The 19,352-nt window shown below is 29.0% G+C and carries 13 protein-coding genes and 2 pseudogenes; 1 reads left to right on the top strand and 14 read right to left on the bottom strand.

The window, feature by feature from the left end; all coding sequences use genetic code 11:
- Positions 1-36: 36 nt before the first annotated feature.
- Positions 37-468 carry a flavodoxin domain-containing protein gene (locus I2E98_RS04670; protein ID WP_195467802.1) on the bottom strand — a complete coding sequence of 144 codons (432 nt, stop codon included), beginning with the start codon at positions 466-468 and terminating at the stop codon, positions 37-39.
- A 140-nt stretch (positions 469-608) separates the two neighbouring features.
- Entirely contained in the window at positions 609-1,688 is a 1,080-nt protein-coding gene (locus I2E98_RS04665) for an undecaprenyldiphospho-muramoylpentapeptide beta-N-acetylglucosaminyltransferase (protein WP_195467801.1), read from the bottom strand.
- A 300-nt stretch (positions 1,689-1,988) separates the two neighbouring features.
- On the opposite strand from I2E98_RS04665, the gene I2E98_RS04660 reads away from it, so the two are divergent.
- Entirely contained in the window at positions 1,989-2,171 is a 183-nt protein-coding gene (locus tag I2E98_RS04660) for an alpha/beta-type small acid-soluble spore protein (RefSeq protein ID WP_195467800.1), read from the top strand.
- A 64-nt stretch (positions 2,172-2,235) separates the two neighbouring features.
- Here I2E98_RS04660 and I2E98_RS04655 read toward each other — a convergent pair whose 3' ends face one another.
- The 12 genes and pseudogenes from I2E98_RS04655 to I2E98_RS04600 form a co-directional block, all read right to left on the bottom strand.
- On the bottom strand, positions 2,236-2,934 hold the full coding sequence (locus I2E98_RS04655) for a hypothetical protein (RefSeq protein WP_195467799.1): 699 nt from the start codon (positions 2,932-2,934) through the stop codon (positions 2,236-2,238).
- Position 2,935: 1 nt separating this feature from the next.
- Entirely contained in the window at positions 2,936-3,391 is a 456-nt protein-coding gene (locus I2E98_RS04650) for a LytTR family DNA-binding domain-containing protein (protein ID WP_195467870.1), read from the bottom strand.
- A gap of 150 nt (positions 3,392-3,541) precedes the next feature.
- Positions 3,542-5,296, bottom strand: coding sequence for a single-stranded-DNA-specific exonuclease RecJ (gene recJ / locus I2E98_RS04645; protein ID WP_195467869.1), 1,755 nt, complete (start codon positions 5,294-5,296; stop codon positions 3,542-3,544).
- 157 nt (positions 5,297-5,453) lie between these two features.
- Positions 5,454-5,993: a DJ-1 family glyoxalase III gene (locus I2E98_RS04640; RefSeq protein WP_195467798.1), complete on the bottom strand. Its 540-nt coding sequence runs from the start codon at positions 5,991-5,993 to the stop codon at positions 5,454-5,456.
- A 92-nt stretch (positions 5,994-6,085) separates the two neighbouring features.
- Entirely contained in the window at positions 6,086-8,995 is a 2,910-nt protein-coding gene (locus I2E98_RS04635) for a DNA topoisomerase IV subunit A (protein WP_195467797.1), read from the bottom strand.
- Between the two features lie 20 nt (positions 8,996-9,015).
- A pseudogene (locus tag I2E98_RS04630) lies at positions 9,016-9,393 on the bottom strand (DNA topoisomerase IV subunit B); the annotation flags it as partial.
- 89 nt (positions 9,394-9,482) lie between these two features.
- The gene (ltrA, locus tag I2E98_RS04625; RefSeq protein WP_195467796.1) at positions 9,483-11,366 is read right to left on the bottom strand and encodes a group II intron reverse transcriptase/maturase; all 1,884 of its coding nucleotides are present in this window, start codon (positions 11,364-11,366) and stop codon (positions 9,483-9,485) included.
- Between the two features lie 790 nt (positions 11,367-12,156).
- Positions 12,157-13,725: pseudogene (locus tag I2E98_RS04620) on the bottom strand (DNA topoisomerase IV subunit B); the annotation flags it as partial.
- A gap of 505 nt (positions 13,726-14,230) precedes the next feature.
- Entirely contained in the window at positions 14,231-15,577 is a 1,347-nt protein-coding gene (gdhA, locus tag I2E98_RS04615; RefSeq protein ID WP_195467795.1) for an NADP-specific glutamate dehydrogenase, read from the bottom strand.
- 235 nt (positions 15,578-15,812) lie between these two features.
- On the bottom strand, positions 15,813-16,949 hold the full coding sequence (locus I2E98_RS04610) for a glycosyltransferase (protein ID WP_195467794.1): 1,137 nt from the start codon (positions 16,947-16,949) through the stop codon (positions 15,813-15,815).
- A gap of 65 nt (positions 16,950-17,014) precedes the next feature.
- Complete coding sequence (locus I2E98_RS04605; RefSeq protein WP_195467793.1) at positions 17,015-17,542, bottom strand: phosphatase PAP2 family protein; 528 nt, start codon at positions 17,540-17,542, stop codon at positions 17,015-17,017.
- Between the two features lie 185 nt (positions 17,543-17,727).
- The gene (locus I2E98_RS04600; protein WP_195467792.1) at positions 17,728-19,350 is read right to left on the bottom strand and encodes a rhomboid family intramembrane serine protease; all 1,623 of its coding nucleotides are present in this window, start codon (positions 19,348-19,350) and stop codon (positions 17,728-17,730) included.
- Positions 19,351-19,352: the final 2 nt, after the last annotated feature.

Raw genomic sequence — 19,352 nt, 5'->3', positions numbered from 1 at the left:
TATTTTTTTATTTAGTAGATATGATCTAACTTTAAACTATATGTCTAAAGTCAATAATTTTCCTAACTCTTTAGCTTTTATTAGATCATCCTTTTCTACAGAATCTCTAACTGTTAATTTTCCTAAAACATTAAATCCATAGTCTTCCATATAATTTTCCCATTTATCAATAAACTTGGTGTGACGCCATCCGCATGATCCAAATAGTACTAAAGGTTTATTTCTAATCTCTAATTCCTTTAAACTATTAATAAAAGGTTTCATATCTATTTCTTCTATATCATCGTTTATCATTGCTGGGCTTCCAAAAGCTACTGCATCTGCTTCTAAAACATCTTCAGTAGATGCATCTGCCACATGCTTCGTTTCAACTTCTACATCTCCTATACTAGCTCCTTCACATATAGCATTTGCTATAATTTCGACATTTCCACCATTACTCCAATATATTATTGAAACTTTTTTCATTTTAGCACCTCTTCTACTTTCGTTTGGTCTATTATGTTAGATTTTCCATCAATTTCATTATATAACACTAGAATTTTTTTTCAAGTTATTTACATCTATATTTTAAAATTTATTTTTAATGAATACTTTTATATGCTGAATTATTTTTTCTTGATACTATTCATAATTACATTTATGATTGCATCAACACCATTCTTCATTTGGCTATTACTCATATTTTTTACAAAGTCATTTTTTCTTAATTGTAATTCTGAAAGTTTTTCCATCAAATTATGCTTTTCTATCATTTCATCTTCATCTAAAACTAATGAATATCCTTCTTTTGCAAAAGAATTAGCATTTAATATTTGATCTCCTCTACTACTTTTCTTAGATAACGGTATTAATAGTGTTGGTTTTTTTAACGCTAATAATTCAAATATTACATTTGCTCCAGCCCTAGAAATTATAAAGTCAGCATATTTAAGTAAATGTGGTAAATCTTCCTTAACATATTCAAATTGTTTATATCCCTCTAGTCCTTCTAATGCTTTATCTAAATTTCCTTTTCCACATATGTGAATCACGTTAAAGTTCTTTAATATTTCATTAATATGATATCTAACCTCATCATTTATATTCTTTGCACCTAAACTACCACCTATAACTAGAATTACCTCTTTATCCTGCTTAAAGTTGCAAATTTCTTTTCCTCTTATTCTACTTCCTTTTAATATCTCTTCCCTTATTGGAGTACCTGTTAATTCACCTTTACCATCTTTTATATAATTTAAACTTTCTCTAAAAGTTACACATAATTTATCACAAAATGGAGCAGATAATTTATTTGCAAGTCCTGGTGTTAAATCTGACTCATGAGATACTACCGGTATCTTTTTCATTGATGCAGCTATAACTACTGGTACAGCAACAAATCCACCCTTTGAGAAAATAACATCTGGTTTTTCTTTTGATAAAATTTTACTTGCTTGAAGAACCCCCTTCATAACCTTAAATGGGTCAGAAAAATTTTTCATATCAAAATATCTTCTTAATTTTCCTGATGAAATTGAATAATAAGGTATACCTGCATCACCTATAATTTCTTTTTCAATTCCCTCATAACTCCCTATATACTTTATTTCAAAGTCTTTCTCCTTTAACTTTGGAACTAAAGCTAAATTTGGAGTTACATGCCCTGCTGTTCCCCCACCAGTCATTATAATCTTATACTTACTCATTAAAACACCTCATTGATTATTAATGTATCTATATTATTAATTGTATTTATTAAAATAATATAGTTTTACACAAATTTTTAATATTTGCCTTGAAGACTTTTATTAAGATTTTAACCAAATTTCAACTCTTAATTCTAAGGTCTATTAGATATTTACCAAATTTAAGCTGTAAATAGTTAACCATCCCTATATATTCTACCACTAACCCAGTATTTTTCCACCTTTTCCTCTAATTAAATATAATACAAACTATCTAATTGGATAAGCTATTAACATAAAGATATAAGGAGGTGAATTTAAATGGCACAAAACTTAGTACCAGATGCTAAAGATAAATTAGCTAAATTCAAGAACCAAGTTTCTAGTGAAATGGGAGTTCCTTTCACAGATTACAACGGTGACTTAACTTCTAAACAATGCGGTAGCGTTGGTGGAGAAATGGTTAAACGTATGGTTGAACAATACGAAAACGGATTAAAATAATAAACAATAAATAATAAAATAAATAATAGGATGCTTATAAGCATCCTATTATTTATTTTATAAACTATATATAATGTATCTCTACTCCTGAAAGTCTAACATCTCCAGTTAATATTAAAGTATTAGTATATACCTTATCCCCATACTTTTTATTTTCAATTCCACCTAAAAACACATTAGTTCTATTTTCAACATTCCAACTCCTTGGAATATATATTTCTAATCCAGAAAAAGATACATCTAATCTAAGAAGCGCTGTATCTTCTGCCATTATTGCATTATCAAAATATATCTCAAGACCTGAATACTTGCAACTAATATCAGCACTTACAAATTTATCAGTATTTATATATTTTGTCCCCCCTGAAAAAGCTGAAGAAATTTTTATATTAGCTTCATCTTCAATATTTATATTTTCACCTTCTTCAACCCTCCAATATGACTTTTTTTCATAAAATTTAGTTTTCTTAGGAAAAATCATTGATAGACCAATACTTCCAAAAAGAGCTGCAATTAAAACTGTCCATGGAGTAAGTGAAGTTATTCCAAGCTGTTTATCATATATTATACAAAGAAAAGCTATTGGAAATAATATTCCTGCATAATTTAATCTAAATAAACTATTTATAATAATTACACATAAAATTACTGAAAAACCTAAACTAAATGGATTAACACCAGATAAAAATCCCATCTTTCCTACTATTAAACCAATTGCACCTAAAACAAATAATATACCCCAAAATATATTTCTTTTTTTCATATTATCGCCTCTTTTCTGATAATTTTAATTTTAAAACCTTATAATAGGATCTAGATACATATACCTTCTTATGTGTGTTTTTAAACTCTACTAAACTGGAAGATGTTATATTACGAGTTATTGAATAAATATGATTAATATTTAAAATTGTAGATTTAGATACTCTAACAAAACTCCTTGGTAAAATCTCTTCTAATTCATAAAGCCTATACTTAACCTGATACACTTCATTTAATGTATGTGCATAAATTAAACTTTCTTCTGTTTCAAAAAATAATACATCATCTATACATATATAATATTCTGTATTATCTTTATAAAATATCATTTCTTTTTTCTCCGCTATTAACTCCGAAATTACCCTTTGAATTTTTGTTATTTCTTCACTTAATTCACTACATTTAATAATAACTTCATTTTCCTCTATTTCATTCTCTAACTCTATTCGTATTTTCATCTTCACTCTGTCCTCCATACCAAAATTATATTCTAACTATTTTTTCATGTAAACGGACTTTAAGTAAGAGGTCAATTTTTTATCCTAAGAGGTTAATTTTTTTAACTAATATAAAAGGAAACATCTCTGCCTCCCTCTACTAAAAAGAAATTATTTTGAAATTCTATAATTACTTATAACTAACTGAACCTTTTTATTTCCATTAAACTCATTAATATCTGGCATACAAATTATATCTAAATAAAGATTATTAGATGCACCACTAAATACTTTATTATACTCATCTTCACCTAATTCTAACTTTATACTCTCCTCAAATCCTTCTATATCACCAAAATATATTCCTTCTATATATAATCTACCATCTGTTAATTTTAATTTAAGAACATTTCTATTTTTACCTAATATTCTTGCTTCAACTACCTTTAACTTTTTCATTCCAAAAGTAGGCTTAGGATTTGCTTTTCCATAAGGTTCTAATAATGATATTTGATCTATTAGTTCATAATTTATTTGACTTAATGATAACCCCATATCAATTGAAACCTTAGGAATTATATCCTCATCAGTTAACGTTGTAACATTATTTAATCTATTTCTAAATTCATCTATGTTCTCATTTGGTATAGACATTCCTGCTGCCATTGGATGACCGCCAAACTTACCTAATAAGTCTTTGCACTTAAGTAATTCTTCAAACATATTATATTCTTCAATAGATCTTCCTGAACCTTTAGCTCCATCATGTGCTTTTGTTAAAATAATTGTAGGAAGATTATATTTTTCTCTTACTCTACCCGCAATTATCCCTGCAATACTTTCATGAACATCTTCTAAATATACAACCAATACTTTATCTTTAGTCATATTATTTTTTTCTATTATTTCAATAGCTTCTTCTAAACCTTCTTTAGTTAACTCTTGTCTTTCTTTATTTAAATCATTAAGCTTTTCTGCTAACTCTTTAGCTTCTATTTCATTATCACTTAAAAGCATTTTCAATGCCCATTCTGCTTGCTCAAGCCTACCAGATGCATTTATACTTGGTCCTATAACAAACCCTAAAGAATAAACAGTTATTTCTTTATCTTCTAAACCAGTTTCTTTAAATAAAGCTCTAAGCCCTATATTACTAGTGTTATTTATCCTCTTTAATCCTTCTTTAACTATTATTCTATTTTCAGAAATTAAATCAACAACATCACATACAGTAGCTATGGCTACATATTGTAGCAAATCATAAAGTTCTTCCTTATCAATATTAAACTCTTTATAAAGGCACTCTATAAATTTATAGGCTACTCCAGCACCACAAATCTTATCAAATTTATAATTACAATTTTCTTGCTTAGGATTTATTACGAAATCAGCATCTGGAACTACATATTTTCTTTCTTCATTTTCTTCAATAAAAGGTACATCATGATGATCAGTAATAATCACCTTTATCCCTAGCTCTTTTGCTAACTTAACTTGATCTATAGCTGCTATTCCGTTATCACATGTTATTATTATGTCAACTTTATCCTCACTAGCTTTTCTTATTATACTTTCATTTATCCCATACCCTTCTTTAATTCTATCTGGAATATGAAAGTTAACATCTCCACCACACCTTTTTATAGCGGTATACAATATATAAGTACTTATTACACCATCAACGTCATAATCTCCTACTATTAGTATTTTTTCACCATTTAAAATACTATTTTTCATTAATTCAACTGCACCGCTCATACCTAGCATATCTAATCCATTATATAAATTATTAATTGATGAATTTAAGAATTCCTTTGCAATATCTAAATTATATATTCCTCTATTAACTAATAGTTTTGCTACTACTTCACTAACACCTAAATCCTGCGCTAATTTCACTGTATTAAATTTAACATTTCTAACCATCCATTTTTCCAAAAAACCACCCCGCTTATTTAGTGATAAGTGACAAGTTTAAAGTTTCAAGTTAATGAATAAAGTCAGCTATCGCTGACTTTACTAAAAATTATATTGAATAAACTCCATAGGGAGTTTCCTCCTTAACTTATCACTTAATACTCTTCTAACTATTAAAAAGCATTCCTTCTTTAATTTGCTCTACCTTTTCTGGTGCTACATGATTTAATATTTCAAATGCAAATGGTATTGCAGCTGCTGGTCCTCTTCCTGTAATAATGTTTCCATCAACAACTACAAGTTCTTCTTTATAATTGCATCCTACTAATTGATCTTCAAAACCAGGATAACATGTTGCATTTTTACCATTAACTATTCCAATCTTCCCAAAAGTTATTGGGCCTGCACATATAGCAGCTACAATCTTACCTTCATCATAAAATTTCTTTACAAGTTCATTAACTTTTTCATCATCTCTTAAGTTTACTGCACCTGGCATTCCACCTGGTAATACAACAGCATCATAATCATAAACTTCTTCATTTAAAACTTTATCAGCTTTTATTGTTATTGAATGAGATGTAGTTACTTCTAAACTCTTTGTTCCAATAGTATTACAAGTAACACCTGCTCTTCTTAAAATATCAACTGTTGTTAATGCTTCAATAGTTTCAAAACCTTCTGCTAATAAAACTGCAACCTTCACTTTTATACACCCCTTAAATTTAATTTATAGTTAAGAGTTAATAATTACGAATTACAGATAAAACTCCTCTACTAATTACTAACTCAAACTCTCTAACTATATTGAACTTCTATTATTTCATCATCTAAATTAATAACCATAACATTAGTTCCTCTTCCAGCTCTGTTTTGAATTCTAATGTCCTTTATATTTACTAATTTTTTTTCTTTATTCTTCGTTACTAAAGTAATATCTTTATCTCTATTGTCATCTATAGCTATTTCATCTTTATTATTTATTCCTGAAAGTATACTTCCTGAAATTGCTTCATCATCTTCTTTTAAGCTTATTCCAGTAACCCCGGAAGCAATTCTTCCCATAGCATTTACACTTTCACTTAAAAATCTAATTGCCATACCCTTCTTAGTTACAATTACTATTTCTCCATCATTCTCTTCTATACATACAGAAATTACTTCATCATTCTCATATTTAAATTTATATGCCTGACATAAAGAATAGTTTATATCATACTCTTTAAGTGAAGTCTTCTTTATCATACCCTTTTTAGTAAAGAAGTAAACCATATTTTTTTCATTAAAACTCTTTACTGAATATATATCAATTATCTTTTCTTTTTTAGAATATCCATCAATTATATTTTCTAAGGCAATTTCTTCTTTAACAACATTAGAAATTAAGAATGATGGCACTTTATACATATTTCCTTTGTCAGTAAATAATAATAATGTGCTTAAAGAATCTGTATTAACCTTTAGTCTATCACTAGACTTTGCTTTTGCAAATCCCTTTAACGTACCTTTTGCAGTTACTCCAACACTAAATGTCATAAACTTGAATTCATCTACGTATTTTATACTTATAATTTCATCACTTTCAATTAAATTAAATAATTGAGTTCCTAAAATATTTCTTGGTGTATCTTCTATCTTAGGTAATTCTAAACTAAACTTTAATCCTAATTTAGTTTTTACTTCTAAGAATTGTTTTTCTTCTTCACTGTCTATTAAAATTATGTTTAATACATATTCATTGTCTTTTAATTTTAGTGCTTGAATTTTACTATAACTAGTTTGGAATTTATCTAAAGTGCTCTTCTTTATTATAGCCCTATTAGTTATAAATTGAACACTTTTACTTCCGTCTAATATTCCAACTGAGAATGCTTCTACAATACTTTCATCATCTAAATTTAAAGTCTTAATTATTGAATCTACTCTTTCTCCTTTTTCTTTCCACTTACCTTCTGGAATATTTATACCTTTAACTTGATACATATTTCCTTTATCAGTAAATAAAAGAATGTTTTCTGTAGTATTAGATTTAAATAAGAACTTTAATTCATCACCTTCTCTATATTCTATATCTTCCGCTTTAGCATTTGATCTTTGATAAGTTTTTACTGGAATTCTCTTAATAAATCCATCTTTAGATAAAGTAATCATTACATCTTCGACTACAATAAGTTCTTCTAAATCAATCTTAGCCTCACTATCATCCTCTACTATCATAGTTCTTCTTGGATTCCTAAATCTATCAGTTATCTCTTTTAATTCAGCTTTTATAACTTTTAAAAGCTCATTTTCATGTGCTAATATTTTTCTTAATCTCTTTATAATTTTTTCAAGCTCTGCATACTCTTTTTGGAATACCTTTATTTCAAGTCCTGTTAATCTATAAAGCATAAGCTCTAATATTGCCTCTGCTTGAATTTCTGTAAATCCAAACTTTTCAACTAAATTTATACCTGCATCTTTTTTAGATTTTGACTCTCTAATAGTTTTAATAATTTCATCTAAAACATCAATTGCTTTAATAAACCCTTCAACTATATGGAATCTTTTTTCTGCCATCGCAAGTTCTTTTATAGTTCTCTTTGTAACTATATCTTTTTGATGGTTAACATAATGCATTATTATAGTCTTTAATCCCATAGTTTGTGGCTTACCATTTGCAAGTGCTACCATATTAAAACTTATATTACATTGTAAATCTGTTTTCTTAAATAAGTACTTTAATATTTTATCTGCAGTATTATAATCTGCTGCCTTTTTAAGTTCAACAACAGCTCTAATACCACTTCTATCTGATTCATCTCTAATATCAGTAATTGCTTCTAAAGCTTTTTGATGTCTCTTATCACCAGTCATTTCTGATATTGTTTGAAGTATTTTTGATTTATTTCTTCTATAAGGGAATTCAGTAATTACTATTCCATATCTACCATTCTCAAGTTTTTCTATATTAGTTTTTGCTCTTAAAGTAACCTTTCCTTCTCCTGTTTCATAAGCAGACAATAAAGAATTTTTACCTATAAGAACACCACCTGTAGGTAAATCTGGTGCCTTAATATACTCCATAAGTTCTTTAGTTGTTACTTCTGGATTATCTATATAAGCAAGTACTCCATCAGTAACTTCTCCTAAATTATGAGGTGGTATATTAGTTGCAAGCCCAACAGCTATACCAAATGTTCCATTTACTAAAAGATTTGGATATCTCGCTGGCAATACCTTAGGTTCCATTTCACTATCTGAATAGTTTGGAACCATATCAACTGTGTCCTTATCTATATCTCTAAGCATTTCCATAGCCATTTTAGATAATCTAGCTTCTGTATAACGCATGGCAGCTGCTCCATCGCCATCCATAGATCCAAAGTTACCATGCCCATCAAATAAAGGCTCCCTAGTTGAAAAATCTTGTGCCATAAGTACCATTGCATCATAAACTGATGAATCACCATGTGGGTGGAATTTACCAAGTACATCCCCAACTATTCTTGCACTTTTATAATAAGGTCTATCAGGAAAAGCCTTTAAAAGATATGCTCCATAAAGTATTCTTCTATGAACTGGTTTTAATCCATCTCTTACATCTGGAAGAGCTCTATCCTTTGCAACCTCAACAGCATATGGAAGATAGTTATCCGGCATAGCCTCTTCAAGAGGTATTCTTAATATATTATTATCTCTTGGAATGTCATGTACCTTCTTAGCCATAATTTAACTCCTTTCTATTCCTAAAACTCTGCATACTTATACATATAATTTTTTCTTGGCTCAACAACATCACCCATTAAAAGTGATACCATTTTTTCTGCCTTAGCTGCATCCTCAATAGTAACTTGGAAAAGAGTTCTAGTTTCTGGATTTAAAGTAGTATCCCAAAGCTGGTCTGGATTCATTTCTCCAAGACCTTTGTATCTTTGAATCAAAGCTCCTTTTCCTATTTCCTTTTTAACCTTTTCTAATTCTTCATCACTATATGCATATTTTGATACTTCCTTACCTTTTACAACTTTATAAACTTTGTATAAAGGTGGTTGTGCTAAATAAAGATGACCATTTGCAATAAGTGGTCTCATATATCTATAAATATAAGTCATCCATAAAGTTCTAAATAGCGATAGGTAATCCTTTGAAATTATCTCCAGATTTTCCCCCGCTCCACACCGTGCGTGCGACTTTCACCGCACACGGCGTTCCATCATATCTTTACTTTTCTATTATCCAATTCCTTATTACCGCATTTCTTTCGTAATGAATTTATTTTTTTAATCATCGCTTCAGTTAATTGAATGTTAGTCATAAGCTTCTCTTGAGTTTCAGGATGCGTACTGTGAATTAACTTATGTATTTCTGTTTTTAGAAATACAAGATTTTTATAATCATCCGTTCCACCCATAGCTCGTGACTTTTTGTGGTGAACTTCCATGTTTCCTATTTCCAGTGGTAGCTTGGTAACAAAGCAAAGTCCTAATTGTCCAGTGTATAATGATATCCGATTATCATTATATTCTATGGATTGATTTTTAACTGGATTATCTCTAAGATACCTTAACGTCCTCCAGTTTATACCAAGATTTTTATGAATTATCTCTCTACCAGTTATAGTATAGTTACATATATCTTGGTTGAAATTCATAGGAGCTTCATTTGTTATAGCTTGGATTGGAATCAAGGAGTAAATTGTTTCCTTCTTATTATTGGTAACCTTACAAGTATAGGTTCGTATTTTGTATCTACTATACTGTTTGAGGTTTTGTGTTCCATCCACATTTTTTGTTGTCTTCATTCTTAACCGTAGTTGATTATATTGTTTTCGTAAGACACTAAAAGCGATTTTTTTGAAGTCTGTATTAACTTCTGTTGCTATCTTATAATAATTGTGCTGCCCCATGACTACGGAGTTATACTTTATTACTCCTAATCTATTGGGATTAGCTCTTAAAATTTTAATTTCTTCTTTTAGTTTACTTTTAATTCTCTCTATTTGCTTATCTGCAATATGCGATGTGCAAACATATTTTTTCCCCTTAGGCTTTACTTTCAATTTAAATCCGAGGAATTCTGTATAATTTTTTCTCAAATTGGTAATTTTAGATTTATCAGGGCTTACTTCCAATTGGAGTCTTTCAGATAACCACTGTTTCGTTGCTATAAAGATTTTTTGTGCATGTTCATAGCTTGAGCAGAATATTTTGAAGTCGTCAGCATATCTGACAATAAACATCCTTTTAAGTTTGGAGGATTCCTTTAGTGCTCTGTATTTATTCGAATGGTCTAAGTAAACTTTTCCCGATTTATGTTTTCTCAATTTGCTATACGTGACTTTTGTCGGGAAGGTCTCCCATTGGCTACTAATCCACCAATCAAGTTCATTGAGAACTATGTTTGCGAGTAATGGTGACAGTATTCCGCCTTGTGGTGTACCTTTCTCAGGAACTCCAACGCCTTGAATTTCTGCTTTTAGCATTTTCTTTATAACACATATTAAGTTTTTATCTTGTATGCCCAGATTCCACATCTGTTTTATCAGTTTGGAGTGATTAACATTATCGAAGAATCCCTTAATATCAATATCCACTACGTAATGTAGTTTGGCTTTGTTCATTAACGTCATAGCCCTTGATATAGCATGACTTGTTGACCTATTAGGTCTGAAGCCGTAGCTATGTTGATAAAACTTAGCTTCGCATATTGGTTCAAGAACTTGTTTAATACATTGTTGAATAAGTCTGTCTTCGATTGTTGGGATTCCTAAAGGTCTTGTTTTACCGTTACCCTTTGGAATTTCCTTCCTTCTACCCATATGTGGTTCATAATTTTCCAATCTGAGTCTTACATATTTTATTATTTCCTCAACGCTGACTTTCGAAATATCTCGGATATCATGGTGATTTGTACCACCCGTTTTACTACCCTTATTTTTCCTAACATTTCTGTAAGCTAATATTATATTCTCTTCACTTACAATCAATGGCATCAGGTTTTTAAATTTTTTATTTGCTTTACTTTCAGCATAGAGTCTATCAAACATCTCTTGAGTTTGATAATACTCATTATTCCTAAGTGAGACTTTCTTTTTCATTTGTGTCTCTTCTTTAGAATGCGTCCTTAGTTGGCTATTACTCCTTACGTCGTTTTTCGCCTCTTTTAGTCTTACTCGAACCTAATCAATTCAGAATCGTTTCTCCAGCGTTTTAAGCTGGGATATAGTAAAAGTATTAATATGACTTGTGCCTATCCCTACGCAGCCTATTAGGGCTGTTTCAAACGGTACTGTGGCACTACTCTCATCAAGATTAAGAAATGTTATAGTAATATACCTTTCCATTTCAACATTTCATCGGAAGTAGCTCCTCCATGTTCCTGACTTTCCACGTTCCAACACTAAATATCCGTACATATACCTTTAGGTGCTTCCTTTAATCCTGTCTTGCATGATGTTGCCTGTAACAACATAAGGATTTTCATATCCACAATTTTTACTCTTCCTCACAAAACCACACAACTTAGGTGTGCACAACATTTCTGTTGCATCGGGCTTATAGGACCGTACATTCGGAAGTTCGTCAGTTATCTAACTCACGTCGATAACATTCTCACCATGGGCATTTTATGGACCCCCGACCTATCATACACTCGACCACCTCTGGTTCGCTGTTCCTCTATGCTATCTTAGATACCATGTTAGGGCGTACTCTCAGCCGACTTCACCGAGCTTCACACAGTTCATTATCTACTTAAATCCCTGCATGTCGGAGTATTAGGGGTGCATTTCAGGACGTTACTCCTTCATTCTACAACTCTTTTATGTGTTAGTTCTTCTAATTCATTGAATTAGCGGCTAATCTTTTCAATTAGCAACGTGTCGCACTATGGAATCCATCAACATCAGCATCACTCATTATTATAATTTTATCGTACTTTAAATCTTCTTCTTTATAATTATCTAAAGTTCCAGTTCCTATAGCTGTATTAAATATTTTAAGTTCTTCAGATGCTAGTACATTTTCAAGTTTTTGCTTTTCTGTATTCATTATTTTACCTTTTGAAGGCATTATAGTTTGGAATCTTCTATCTCTAGCTTGTTTTGCAGAACCTCCGGCAGAATCTCCCTCAACTACAATAAATTCATTTACAGTATTGTCTTTTAATGTACATACTGCAACCTTACCAGCAAGTGGCGCAGTTCCCTTACCTATCTTTTTCTTTTCAGCTTCATTTATCTTTTTAATTTTCTCTCTTCTTTGAGCTGCAGCAAGAGCATTATTTATAAGACTTGTTGCAACTTCTTTATTATCTTCTATCCATTCACAAAGCTTAGTATATGCTAAATCATTCATCATAGTATAAGCTTCTGAACTTCCTAATTTTGTCTTAGTTTGACCTTCAAATACAGCATTTGTAATCTTAATTCTAACTATAGCTGTCATACCTTCTCTTAAGTCATCGCCTTCAAACTCTTTATCCTTTTCCTTAACAAGTCCTAACTTCTTTGCCCATTCTTTAAAAGCTCTTGTCATACCAGTTTTAAATCCAGATTCATGAGTTCCAGCTTCTGTAGTAGGAATATTATTAACATAACTTGCAATATATTCAGTTGTAGAGTCTGTAAATTGCATACAAACTTCCCCATACATTGAAATGTTATTTATTGATCTTTCACCTTCAAAAAGAATTGGTGTAGGATGAATAGTAGTTTTACTTTCATTTAAGTAATCTATAAAGTCAAGTAAACCCCTTTCAGAATAATATTCCTTTTTAATTTCTTCATCTTTTCTTTTATCTATAAGTTCAAGGCGTATTCCTTTGTTTTGGAATGCAAGCTCTTGTAATCTTTCATCTATAATATCGAATTTAAAATCAGTTGTTGAAAAAATTTCCCCATCTGGTTTAAATGTAACTCTAGTTCCTGTGTCTTTCGCTTTTCCTATAATTTCTAATGCTGTAACTGCAGTTCCTGGCATATCTTTTTTAAGATCTTTATCGTAAGCATATTCAAACCTTTGTCTGTATATATTTCCATTTTGATGTACTTCGACCTCAAGCCATTTAGAAAGTGCATTAACTACTGCTGCTCCAACTCCATGAAGCCCTCCTGATGTTTTATAGTTTTTATTATCAAACTTACCGCCAGTATGTAATTCGGTAAATACCATTTCCACCCCTGATTTCTTCTTAACAGGATGGATACCTGTTGGTATTCCTCTACCATTATCTATAACAGTTACACTCTTATCTTTATTTATAATAATTGTGGCTTTATCTCCGAAACCATTAGATATTTCATCTATTGAGTTATCTAATATCTCCCATATACAATGATGTAATCCCTTTGTTCCTGTAGACCCTATATACATACCTGGTCTAACTCTAACTGGTTCAAGTTTCTCTAAAGATGTCAAATCCGTTACATCATATTTACTATTAACTTCATTATTCATATAAACCTCCAAAATTATAACCTATTCACATTTAAGTAATAATTTAGATATAATTATACAATTTCATAATATCAAAATCAAACTAATGTTCTTTATTAACGTTTTTAATTCTATCATACTTCTGTGTTTATTTAAAAGCATGTTTAAAAAATCCCTTGAAGTTGCTATATTTTTACGGTATTTAATTATAATCCATTTTTATATTATTAGTAACTACTTTAATAATTTTTTCTTCTTTAATTTCTAAATATTTACTCCATATTTTTTCATTTTTAATAAGCATAACTTATTTATATCTTATCCTCATTATTTAAATTTACAAGTTATTTTACTTACATCTCTTCACTTTATTGGATATTTTAAGTGTATATTGGTAAACTTAAATTTCTAATTTTTTATAATACAATTAAAATAAAAAATCAAATTACCTTATAATTATTTAAACTATAAAGCAATTTGATTTTTATAATAATCCCTAATTTTCTAAGCTATTAACTCTAATTAACTATACTATACCTTGTGCCATCATAGCATCAGCAACTTTCTTAAATCCAGCTATATTAGCTCCCATTAAGATATTTCCTTCTTCACCATATTCCTTTGCAGCAGCTGCTGAATTATTATAAATATTAATCATAATATTTTTAAGCTTAGCATCTACTTCTTCAAAACTCCAAGACATTCTCATACTATTTTGAGACATTTCTAAAGCTGAACAAGCAACCCCACCTGCATTTGCAGCCTTAGCTGGTCCAAATAATACTCCATTGCTTTGGAACACTTCAATAGCCTCTAATGTACTTGGCATATTAGCTCCTTCAGCCACTACCTTAGTTCCATTTTCAACTAAAATCTTAGCTGATTTTTCATCTATTTCACCTTGAGTTGCACATGGAAGCGCTACATCACATTTTATAGTCCAGATATCTCTACAACCTTCAAAATATTTAGCAGAAGGAACATACTCTAAATATTCTTTGATTCTTCCTCTCTTAACTTCCTTAATTTCCTTTACTACCTCAAGATTAACCCCATTTTCATCATATATATATCCATTTGAATCACTTAACGCAATAACCTTAGCTCCTAATTGAGTTGCTTTTTGAGTTGCATATATAGCAACATTTCCAGAACCTGAAATTACAACTTTCTTTCCAGCTAATGAAAGATTATTATCTTTCATCATTTCTTCAGTAAAATAAACTAATCCATATCCTGTTGCTTCAGTTCTTGTTAAACTTCCACCATAAGCTAATCCTTTTCCTGTTAAAACACCTTGGTCATTAGCATTTCTTATTTTTTTATAGTATCCATACATATATCCAATTTCTCTACCACCAACACCAATATCTCCTGCTGGTACGTCTGTGTCTAACCCTATATGCTTACATAATTCAGCCATAAAACTTTGACAGAATCTCATTACTTCTCTATCTGATTTTCCTTTTGGATCAAAATCTGAACCACCTTTTCCCCCACCAATAGGTAGTCCTGTTAATGAATTCTTAAATATTTGCTCGAATCCTAAAAATTTAATTATGCTTGAATTAACTGTTGGATGGAATCTTAATCCACCTTTATAAGGACCTATAGCACTGTTAAATTGAATTCTATATCCTCTATTAACTTGTACTTTTCCTTCATCATCTATCCAAGGAACTCTAAACATAATTTGTCTTTCAGGTTCTACAATTCTTTCTAATAATCCTTCTGAAATATATTCTGGATGCTTATCAAAAACTGGTGCTAATGAAAGTGCAACTTCTTTTACAGCGTCTAAGAATTCCTTCTCGTTATTGTTTCTCTTTTCTACTTGCTCTAAAACACTTAAAACATATTCTTTTCCTGTCATAAGTTTTTCCCCCTTAATTTTTATTACCATTTATAATTAATATTTTTTGGATTTTTTTTACATATAAATGTATTATTTATATGATTTTTTTCTTATATTAATAAATTTATATTAATATATTTATTAATATAGTAATCCTAATTAATATAATAATCCTATTTTTATAATTTTAAAAGATAATTTTAAAAAAAATATAAAAAAGTTGTGCAATATTATTAAGCACAACTTTTTCAAACTATTTCTCATTCATTATAAAATTATTTTCTATTAATTCATTAATTAATAGGAATATGTTCTTTGTAGAATCATTTTTATCAAAAGACTTGCAAGCTTCCTTCATATCCTCTAGTTTTTCACCGTCTTTTAATAATTCTACAATAGCTTCTCTACAGCTATTTCCATCTTTAATTCTTACAGCCATATTATGCTTTAATAAAAACTCTGCATTTTCTTCCTCTTGCCCTGGAATCGCATCAAAAACTGCCATTGGAATATTACAAGCTAATGCTTCTGTAACTGTTAATCCTCCTGGTTTTGTAATTATTATGTCTGATGCTTGCATAAATTTATTAATTTCATCTGTAAAATATATAAGCTTTGTTTTTTTAGGGCTATTACCTATTACTTCTTCAAAATGCTTATATAGCTTTTGATTTCTTCCTGTAACTAATATTATTTGAAAATCTAAATCTATATCGATTATATTTTCATAAACCTCAAAAACATTTGATACTCCAAAACTTCCTGCCATCATTAATATTGTTGGTAAGTTTTTATTAAGACCTAATTCTTCAATTACTAATTGTTTTTCTTTCTCTTCAAAAAACACTTCATCTACAGGTATTCCATAAGGATAAATACATCTTGCATCTACTCCCTCTGAAGCCATTTTAGCAACCATATCATCATTAGCCACAATATATGCATCTACCTTATCATTTATCCATGCCTTATGTGGTGCATAATCAGTCATTATACATATTAATGGTATATTTATTTCTCTTTTAGACTTTAATCTTGATACCATTTCAGTTGGAAATGGATGTGTTGTTATAATAACGTCTGGCTTAAAATCATCTATTAACGGTAATAACTTATTTGCAAATATATTGTTAAGTCTAGTTACAAAGTTAGCTAACTTATGATCCTTATTAGTTAAATCATATAGCTTTCCATATAATCTAGGAGTCTTAGTTGCTAAATAAACATATCCACTTGTTACTGTTTTATTTAATATTGGACTTATATACAATAAACTATCTACTATTTTAACATTTATATCTTTATTTTTTTGGGTCATATAACCCTCTATCGCTTTAGATGCCCTCATATGTCCGCCACCAGTCGATGCTGACAAAATAAGAATATTCATTTAAGGTCCCCCTAACAATATAATTTCTATAATCAATTTACTATTATATCACATAATTTTAAATATTAAAAAACCATTCTCCCTAAAAAAGAAACTACAGTTATACCACAAGTAAATCCTAAAAGCATTCCAAAAATTACATCCGTTGGATAATGTACTTTTAAATAAACTCTTGAAAATGCAATTAATGTTGCAATAGGACTCATTATTAATCCTAACTTTCCATTCATTTGTAAAAAAACTGCTAAAGCTGCAAATGAAGATGCTGTATGTCCTGATGGAAATGAGTATGTTATAGGTTTATTTATTAATAACTTTTCTTCTTTATTTTGGAATGGTCTATTTCTTCTAACTATGTGTTTTATTATACCTTCACCAATTATTGTAGTTAATATTAAAGCTAAAATAACACCAACACCAATAATTCTATATTCAACCTTTAAGAACATTAAACTTGATATAATAAACCATATTATTCCTAAATTCCCCATAATGGTTATAATAGGCATTATTCTATCAAATGTTCTATTTTTGCATTTCTCACTTATGTACTTTAAACCTTTATTATCTATTGTTTTAAAAAAATTAAACATTCTCCACTCTCCTATTTTTATTTTTCCATCTTTAGTATTTTGCATACTCTATCTTTTCTTTCATTATACTCTTAATTATATAACAATTTTATTATAGAAACTTAATTCTTTATTAACATTTATCTACTATTTTCTTAATATTTTCTTAAAACCATAAAAAATAAGTAGAAATAGTAATACTATTTCTACTTATTTTTACTTTCATTTATTTGTTTATTTATATTTTCAATAAATTTTATTTTTTTTCCTTTTATATAATATAAGTAAATAGGAACATTAGCAACTATCCCCATAATGGTTCCGCATATTATATCCCACATAGTGTCATGTAAACTATTATTTTGAGATGCAAATCCTAGCAATTGATCAGTTGAAAATTCCCATATTTCCCACACTGCAGCACCTGCTATGGAAAATATTACAGAAAATAACATAGGCATATATCTTTTAAATGAATTATCTATATTTCCATTACTTACGTGTAAAAATAATATATATCCTATCAATCCAATAATAAGTCCTGATAATAAATGCAATATTTTATCATACATAGGAATAATTATATAAAAATCAAATACATTTCCTAAATACATTGCCCCAATAATAAAAGAATAAATCAAATAAAAACTTATTCTTGCTTTTCTTAAAAAGGTTTTTTTATAAACAAAATACATTATCCATAAAGTAGCTGCCATTAATCCTATTCTAAAAAGCTTTTCTCCACCCCTAAAAATAAAATCATATATTGCTGTAACAACTAATAATACCATTGATATTAAATTTAATCTTAAAGCCTTATCCTCTAATAAATTCATCAACATACTCCTTTGTAAATTACCATATTTTTTATCTTTTACTGCTAAAGCGGAAATACATCCAAATATTAACCCACCAATATGAGCACCATTATCTATATTACTTAGTGTAACTCCTATAAATATATTTATGAGTAAAACTTTAAATAAGTTTATTATATATGCTTTTCCAATTTTATTTTTATGTCTTATTCCAAAAATAATCATAGCTCCTAAAAGTCCAAATATTGCTCCTGATGCTCCTACACTTATTGAATTAGCATTAAATAAATAACTAAATATACTGCCCCCTAAAGCTGAAATTAAATATATAACTATATATTTAATTTTTCCATATACATATTCTACTTCTGATCCAATAATTTTAAGTGCATACATATTAAATGCTATATGTGCTAGTCCACCATGTAAAAATGTACATGTTATTAACCTCCAAGGCTGTCCATTATTAATTAAAACATTTACCTTAGCACCTAATTCTATAAGTGTATATGAATTAATATTATATATACTTTTAGATAAAAAAGCTGTAATTATAAAAATTAAAATATTTACACATATTAATATATACGTAACTAGGCTTTCTTTGTATTTTACTTTAAAATTACTTGTCTTTTGCTTTTCCATACTATAATTAAGTATAGAAACAAGTGGTTTACAGCTATTATCGCTGTAAACTACTTGCTTTTCTTTTTCTGAATAAATTAATTTATTATAACTTTGCTGAATTAATGATTCATAGCTTTCTTCTGTACATATAACTATATTTAGGGATATTTTTTTAGAATATACCTTTTCTAAAAAACTCATTGCTTCATAATATATAAAATTTTCTTCATTATTTTTACATACTACTACAGCATAAATAAAATCTTCATTTTCCATTATAGCTATCCATTTATTCTCTTTTAAAGTTTCACTATAATAATCCTTTATATAAAACCCAGCTTGCTTTGTTAGCTCACTAAATAAAGTATTTTCTACTTTGTTCATAA

It is taken from the genome of Clostridium sp. D43t1_170807_H7 (assembly GCF_015555905.1).
Lineage (GTDB): Bacteria > Bacillota > Clostridia > Clostridiales > Clostridiaceae > Clostridium.
The sequence above is the reverse complement of the archived record's forward strand: the minus strand, read 5'-3'. Positions and strand labels throughout refer to the sequence as shown.

Bases quoted from the DNA above. Each gene is read 5' to 3' on its own strand.
- I2E98_RS04670 (WP_195467802.1), bottom strand. From the start codon at position 468: ATGAAAAAAGTTTCAATAATATATTGGAGTAATGGTGGAAATGTCGAA.
- I2E98_RS04655 (WP_195467799.1), bottom strand. From the start codon at position 2,934: ATGAAAAAAAGAAATATATTTTGGGGTATATTATTTGTTTTAGGTGCA.
- I2E98_RS04665 (WP_195467801.1), bottom strand. From the start codon at position 1,688: ATGAGTAAGTATAAGATTATAATGACTGGTGGGGGAACAGCAGGGCAT.
- I2E98_RS04650 (WP_195467870.1), bottom strand. From the start codon at position 3,391: ATGAAAATACGAATAGAGTTAGAGAATGAAATAGAGGAAAATGAAGTT.
- recJ (WP_195467869.1), bottom strand. From the start codon at position 5,296: ATGGTTAGAAATGTTAAATTTAATACAGTGAAATTAGCGCAGGATTTA.
- I2E98_RS04635 (WP_195467797.1), bottom strand. From the start codon at position 8,995: ATGGCTAAGAAGGTACATGACATTCCAAGAGATAATAATATATTAAGA.
- I2E98_RS04660 (WP_195467800.1), top strand. From the start codon at position 1,989: ATGGCACAAAACTTAGTACCAGATGCTAAAGATAAATTAGCTAAATTC.
- gdhA (WP_195467795.1), bottom strand. From the start codon at position 15,577: ATGACAGGAAAAGAATATGTTTTAAGTGTTTTAGAGCAAGTAGAAAAG.
- I2E98_RS04605 (WP_195467793.1), bottom strand. From the start codon at position 17,542: ATGTTTAATTTTTTTAAAACAATAGATAATAAAGGTTTAAAGTACATA.
- I2E98_RS04610 (WP_195467794.1), bottom strand. From the start codon at position 16,949: ATGAATATTCTTATTTTGTCAGCATCGACTGGTGGCGGACATATGAGG.
- ltrA (WP_195467796.1), bottom strand. From the start codon at position 11,366: ATGAAAAAGAAAGTCTCACTTAGGAATAATGAGTATTATCAAACTCAA.
- I2E98_RS04600 (WP_195467792.1), bottom strand. From the start codon at position 19,350: ATGAACAAAGTAGAAAATACTTTATTTAGTGAGCTAACAAAGCAAGCT.